Raw genomic sequence first — 5,625 nt, 5'->3', positions numbered from 1 at the left:
AAATAGGAACAGAATAAAGCTTCGGCTAGCAAGTAAGGGAGCTCTTCGCAAGCTTCCTCCACAGGATGGATGTAAAATCTTAGAGAAGTCCTATAGGCTGTTTTTAGGGACGTTATCACAAGTGCCTTTCTTGTGATAGGTAGGACCGTTAGCCTATTGGACTGAACTTAGATTTTACCCATCCGAGGACCGAGAAGCTGGAGAAGAGCTCCCTTACTTGCGGTCCCTGAGAACACCCCCCTATCCCTTTCCTTTTAGTAGTATTATGTGTAAAACACCCCAACAAACTGAAATTTATCACTTTGATAGGAGTAGGCTAAAGTGTTAGCTGTGTGTATACCAAAGAAAGGGAGCTGAGATTTTAGATAAATGTTTGCTAAATGGGATTTGAAAGATTGTTAAAGAGTGGCTGAAAATGCTTTAGGATATCTTTATAGTAGAAAAATAGCAGAGGAGAGATAGGTTGATAGCAAGATAATTTTAAAATAGTGTTGACAAAATGGAAACATTAGAATAATATAAATATTAATTAAATCGGAAGTAAAAGTCTAGGAACAAAAAGAGTACTTATAATAAAGTGTTACAGCGAGTCGGCGATTGGTGTAAGGTCCGATACAGGGAGTTATAAGGAATGGGTTTGGGAGACGCTTGGTGAATAAGAAGTAGCCAATGCCGTAGGTTCTACGTTACAAGGACAGGATATCGTATTTTATATACCGTATCTGTGAAAGATGTGTACTTTAGACCTTGGTCTAAGTGCATAATTTGGGTGGCACCGCGAGCTATATCGTCCCAGAAGTTCTGAGACGATATAGCTTTTTTTATTGCCCAAATGACCCACCATGTTCATAGATCACTCTTTAGGTTTAAAACTAACTAAGTGGAGGGATTTATTATGATGAAAGATGTATTTGGAAGCTTTGGAGGAGCATATGTACCAGAGGCTCAATTAAAGGCACTTAAGGAATTAGAAGAAGTTTTTTTAGAATATAAAGATGATGAAGACTTTAAAAAGGAATTAAACTATTACTTAAAAGATTATGTAGGTAGGCAAACTCCTCTTTACTACGCAGAAAATTTAACAAGAAAATGTGGAGGAGCAAAAATTTACTTGAAGCGAGAAGACCTCAATCATACAGGGGCACATAAAATCAATAATGTACTAGGGCAAATTTTACTTGCTAAACGCATGGGTAAAAAACACGTTATTGCGGAAACGGGTGCAGGTCAGCATGGAGTAGCAACAGCAACAGTAGCAGCTTTAATGGGTATGGAATGTACAGTTTATATGGGAAAAGAGGATATGAAAAGGCAAGCTTTAAATGTGTTCCGTATGGAAATGTTAGGAGCTAAGGTAGTACCTGCCCTTAGCGGTACACAAACCTTAAAAGAAGCAGTAGATGAGGCGATTGCAGCATGGGTAAATTCTTCAGAAGATACCTTTTATGTATTAGGCTCAGCAGTAGGCCCACACCCTTATCCTACTATTGTTAAGCATTTCCAACAGATTATTAGTGAAGAATCTAGAACACAAATCCTTGAGAAGGAAGGCAAACTTCCCAAAGCCATTATTGCCTGTGTAGGAGGGGGGAGCAATGCTATTGGTTCCTTTGCTGCTTATATCGAAGATAGAGATGTATCTCTTATTGGAGTAGAAGCAGCTGGAAAGGGAGTGGATACACCTTATCATGCAGCCACTATTGCCAAAGGGGAGCCAACAATCCTTCATGGAATGAAGACACTTTGTGTTTTAGACGAAAATAAAGAAGTAGCTCCTGTTTATTCTATCTCACCGGGTCTTGACTACCCAGGGGTAGGGCCAGAACATGCTTACCTTAATGAGGTGGGGAGAGCAACTTATGAATCCATTACAGATGATGAAGCTGTAGAAGCGCTTATGACTCTATGTAAAACGGAAGGAATCTTACCAGCTATTGAAAGCTCTCACGCTTTAGCTTATGCCATTCAATATGCAGCTACCTGTAAGCCATCAGATGTCATTATTGTTACCGTATCTGGGCGTGGTGATAAAGACGTAGAAGCTGTTGCTGAATATGTAGGGGTAAAAAATAAATAAATGTAAAGACAGTTAATTTATAGACACACTTGTAGACCGGATATGTGAGCTGACATTAAAGTAAACGTTTAATTAAAGTGAGGATAGTATAGAAAGGGGAAATAACTATGAGTGATGTTCAAATGGAAAAGAGAGAGGTTAGAAAAGTAGAGAGTCAGGGGTTACAGGTTAAGGAATTACTTTTAATAGGCGTATTATTAGCAGCAGGAGCAGTACTTAAAATTTTTTCGAATACGATTATTGCTGGGTTGCCACTTAAACCTAACTTTATTATTGCTATGTATTGCTTGGCTATTTTACTCATAAAACCTAAGCTGATTGAAGCACTTGTTATTGGACTTTTATCGGGAATTATGTGTCAATTCTTACCAGGAAATACGCCGTATGCCAATATCGTAAGTGAAGTAGTAGGAGCTTTTATAATGTTTAGTTTAATGCAGATGCCTTTTGGTTTAAAGCTTGGTAAAGCATCTGTAAAACCATTTATAGTTACTTTCTTAAGTACATTAGCAAGTGGATATACCTTCTTTTTAATGTTAAAAATACTTTTATTAATGGGTATGGATATTAATACCAAGGCTATTATGGCATTTACAATTATTATTTTTGGAACAGCTTTTGTAAATAGTATTTTAGTAACAGTGCTTTATCCTGCACTTAAAGCTGTCACAGGTGATAAAAATGCTTAAAATAAAAAATCTAAGCTTTTCCTATAATCAAAACCAAGAAGAAAAGCAGGCATTAAAAAATATAAATCTTACTATTGAACAAGGAGAATTTGTAGGGGTTATAGGACCTTCGGGGGCAGGAAAGTCTACTTTTACTATGGCACTTAATGGTATCGTTCCTCACTTTTATAATAGTGGAGCCTTTTATGGTATGGTATATGTAGAGGGGCAAGATACAGTAGAAGTAAGTTGCAGCGAGCTTTCTAAAACAGTAGGGAGCGTTTTACAGGATCCTGATACACAGATAGTAACAAGTAAGGTAGAAGATGAAATAGCTTTTGCTTTGGAAAATAAAGGGTTAGAACGTAGAGAAATAGAAGAAAGAATCACAGAGAGCCTGGAGTTATGTGGGATTTCTTCTCTAAGATATCGTCAGACTACTGAATTATCAGGTGGACAGATGCAAAGGGTGGCTATAGCAGCTGCCCTTGCTGAACGTCCTAAGGTGTTAGTGCTTGACGAACCAACAAGTGAACTGGATCCTATAGGAAGTATGCTAATCTTTGAGACTCTTCAAAAGCTAAATAAAGAGCATGGGATGACTATTATTATTGTGGAACAAAAAGTTATGCTGCTTAGCCAGTATTGCAATCGTTTAATGGTAATGAAGGAAGGCAGATTTCTTTTAGATGGCCCCACAAAGCAAATTTTAGAGGAATATAAAAAGCTTGAAGAATTAGGGATCAATTGCCCACGAATAGTAAAATTAGTAGCCTGTTTAAAAGAGGCGGGTCTTTATAAAGGAGATATGCCTACTAATATAGAAGAAACGTGTTCCATTTTAGCAAGTTTATAAAAACTTGAACAGTACTTAAACTTCAACGGAAGGGGTTTAACATGATAGGATTAGAAAATTTAACATATCAATACAATGTTAAGTCGCCCATGATTTTAAAGGGAATTGATTTGCAAATTGCAAGGGGAGAGTTTGTTGCCTTGGTTGGTCAAAATGGAGCTGGAAAAACAACTCTTCTTAGGTTACTTAATGGGCTTCAAAAGCCAACAGATGGAAGAGTACTTGTAAATGGTAAAGATACGAGAGAAACTAAAACAAGTGAAATGGCTCAGACTATAGGCTATCTTTTTCAGAATCCTAACCATCAGATTTTTTGTAAGACAGTTTATGATGAGATTGCTTTTGGACTTAAAGAAAGAAAGAAGGAAAAAAGCGGCATAAGACAAATGGATAAGAAAATCCAAGAAATAGCTGAATTATTAGGGTTACAGGAGATTTTGCAAACAAGTCCTTTTCACTTAAGTAAGGGAGAAAAGCAAAGAGTAGCTCTTGCTTCTATTTTGGCGCTAGAAACAGATATCCTTGTTTTAGATGAACCTACTACAGGTCAGGATTATAAAGAGTGCATGGAAATTATGGCTGTTGTTAAAAAGCTTAATGAAGAGGGAACAACAGTGATTATGGTTTCTCATGATATGGAGGTTGTTTTAGACTTTGCTAAAAGAGTTGTTATACTTCATAATGGGAAAGTATTAGAAGATGGGCGAACAAGTAGCGTTCTCTTTAAAAAGGAAAGTTTAGAGGTAGCAGGATTAAAACCACCACAGCTTTTTGAAGTGATGCTAAGATTAGGAGATGATTTTAGCGGTGCTACAACAGCAGAGGAGATATGTCAAGTGATTAAAAGGAGGAGAGGAAATGAAACAGATACTGCAGTATATTGAGGAAGATTCCTTTTTTCACCATTTACATCCTTTGACAAAGCTTGTATGGGCTATTGCTATGTGCTTAGTTTGTTTTATTTGTTCAAATCTTTATTTTTTGGCTTTTGTTGTTTTGACCAATATAGGCATTGCATGGGGGAGTAAAATCCTAAAGGAAGCCTTGCCTACCTTCAAAATGTTTTTTGTTTTAGGGGCTTTTTTAATGTTGTTTCAAATGCTTTTTATGACGGAAGGTGAGATAGTTTTTAAACTAGGTAACTGGCTTGCCCTAACAGATAAGGGAGTTGAGTCAGGACTTCTTTTAGCGCTTAGGATGAGTGGAGCATTAATCCCTTTATCACTCATGTTAATGCTTACTTCAGTTAATGATTTAGCAGCGGAACTCGTAGAAAAATTACACATACCCTATAAATATACTTTTGTAATGACAACAGCATTAAGATTTATTCCTACCTTTGCTAAGGAAATGGACCAAATTATACAAGCGCAAGTATGCAGGGGATGCGACCTAGATTCTAAAAATTTCTTCAAAAAAGCAAAGGTAATTATACCTATGAGTATTCCCCTTTTAGTTTCTTCGGTGCGCAAAATCGAAAAACAAGCTATGGCACTAGAGATTAAAGGATTCGATGCACCTAATCGGTCTAGGTACCGAGAAGTTACAGCAGGTAAAGGAGATCTAATTATGGGAGTTTACATTATCCTGCTGATGCTTATAAGTATTTTAATTCAATTATAAAAGGAATACCTAGTATTGCTTAGTCTTTAGGCAATACAATCAGGGATCATCTGATAAGGATTTTGTAATTGAAGTATACTAGCATAAATTTCAGTTTGTTGAAGTACCCTTGGCGTCCTAGAAGTCAAGAAAAAGAAGGGGTACCTGTGCGGCCGCAAGAAAGAAGGCTTTTCTCCGGTTTCTGGGTCCTCGCCTTGGCAAACTCTAGGCTCAGTCCTGTAGACTAACGGTCCTACCTATCGCAAGAAGAACGCTTGCGATAACGTCCCTAAAGACAGCCTACAGGCCTTCACCAAGACTTTGCGAAAGTCTGTGGAGGAAACCTGCGAAAAGCCTTCTTTCTTGCTCTCCACTGTAACACGAAAGTTTAAATTTTTTATATTCCTTCTTAAAGACATGAG

General features: G+C 37.3%; 5 protein-coding genes and 1 other annotated feature. All 5 genes read left to right on the top strand.

Annotated elements, in window-relative coordinates; genetic code table 11:
- The first annotated feature begins 541 nt into the window (after positions 1-541).
- Positions 542-798: a binding site (T-box leader), on the top strand.
- Between the two features lie 97 nt (positions 799-895).
- A complete protein-coding gene (trpB, locus tag CS063_RS17205) occupies positions 896-2,077 on the top strand; it encodes a tryptophan synthase subunit beta (RefSeq protein ID WP_308415561.1) in 1,182 nt (393 codons plus the stop codon).
- Between the two features lie 107 nt (positions 2,078-2,184).
- The gene (locus tag CS063_RS17200; RefSeq protein ID WP_308415560.1) at positions 2,185-2,766 is read left to right on the top strand and encodes a hypothetical protein; all 582 of its coding nucleotides are present in this window, start codon (positions 2,185-2,187) and stop codon (positions 2,764-2,766) included.
- On the top strand, positions 2,759-3,601 hold the full coding sequence (locus CS063_RS17195) for an energy-coupling factor ABC transporter ATP-binding protein (protein WP_099450896.1): 843 nt from the start codon (positions 2,759-2,761) through the stop codon (positions 3,599-3,601). Before CS063_RS17200 ends, CS063_RS17195 begins: the two co-directional genes overlap by 8 nt.
- 41 nt (positions 3,602-3,642) lie before the next feature.
- A complete protein-coding gene (locus CS063_RS17190) occupies positions 3,643-4,485 on the top strand; it encodes an energy-coupling factor ABC transporter ATP-binding protein (protein ID WP_099450895.1) in 843 nt (280 codons plus the stop codon).
- On the top strand, positions 4,460-5,224 hold the full coding sequence (locus tag CS063_RS17185; RefSeq protein ID WP_099450894.1) for an energy-coupling factor transporter transmembrane component T family protein: 765 nt from the start codon (positions 4,460-4,462) through the stop codon (positions 5,222-5,224). Before CS063_RS17190 ends, CS063_RS17185 begins: the two co-directional genes overlap by 26 nt.
- Positions 5,225-5,625: the final 401 nt, after the last annotated feature.

Origin of the sequence: Sporanaerobium hydrogeniformans, assembly GCF_002735925.1 — a bacterium.
GTDB lineage: Bacteria > Bacillota > Clostridia > Lachnospirales > Cellulosilyticaceae > Sporanaerobium > Sporanaerobium hydrogeniformans.
Note: the sequence above shows the minus strand (reverse complement) of the source record. Positions and strands in the feature narration are given on the sequence as shown.

Excerpts from the sequence above, each read along its gene's own strand:
- CS063_RS17185 (WP_099450894.1), top strand. The coding sequence starts at position 4,460 with ATGAAACAGATACTGCAGTATATTGAGGAAGATTCCTTTTTTCACCAT.
- trpB (WP_308415561.1), top strand. The coding sequence starts at position 896 with ATGATGAAAGATGTATTTGGAAGCTTTGGAGGAGCATATGTACCAGAG.
- CS063_RS17190 (WP_099450895.1), top strand. The coding sequence starts at position 3,643 with ATGATAGGATTAGAAAATTTAACATATCAATACAATGTTAAGTCGCCC.
- CS063_RS17195 (WP_099450896.1), top strand. The coding sequence starts at position 2,759 with ATGCTTAAAATAAAAAATCTAAGCTTTTCCTATAATCAAAACCAAGAA.
- CS063_RS17200 (WP_308415560.1), top strand. The coding sequence starts at position 2,185 with ATGAGTGATGTTCAAATGGAAAAGAGAGAGGTTAGAAAAGTAGAGAGT.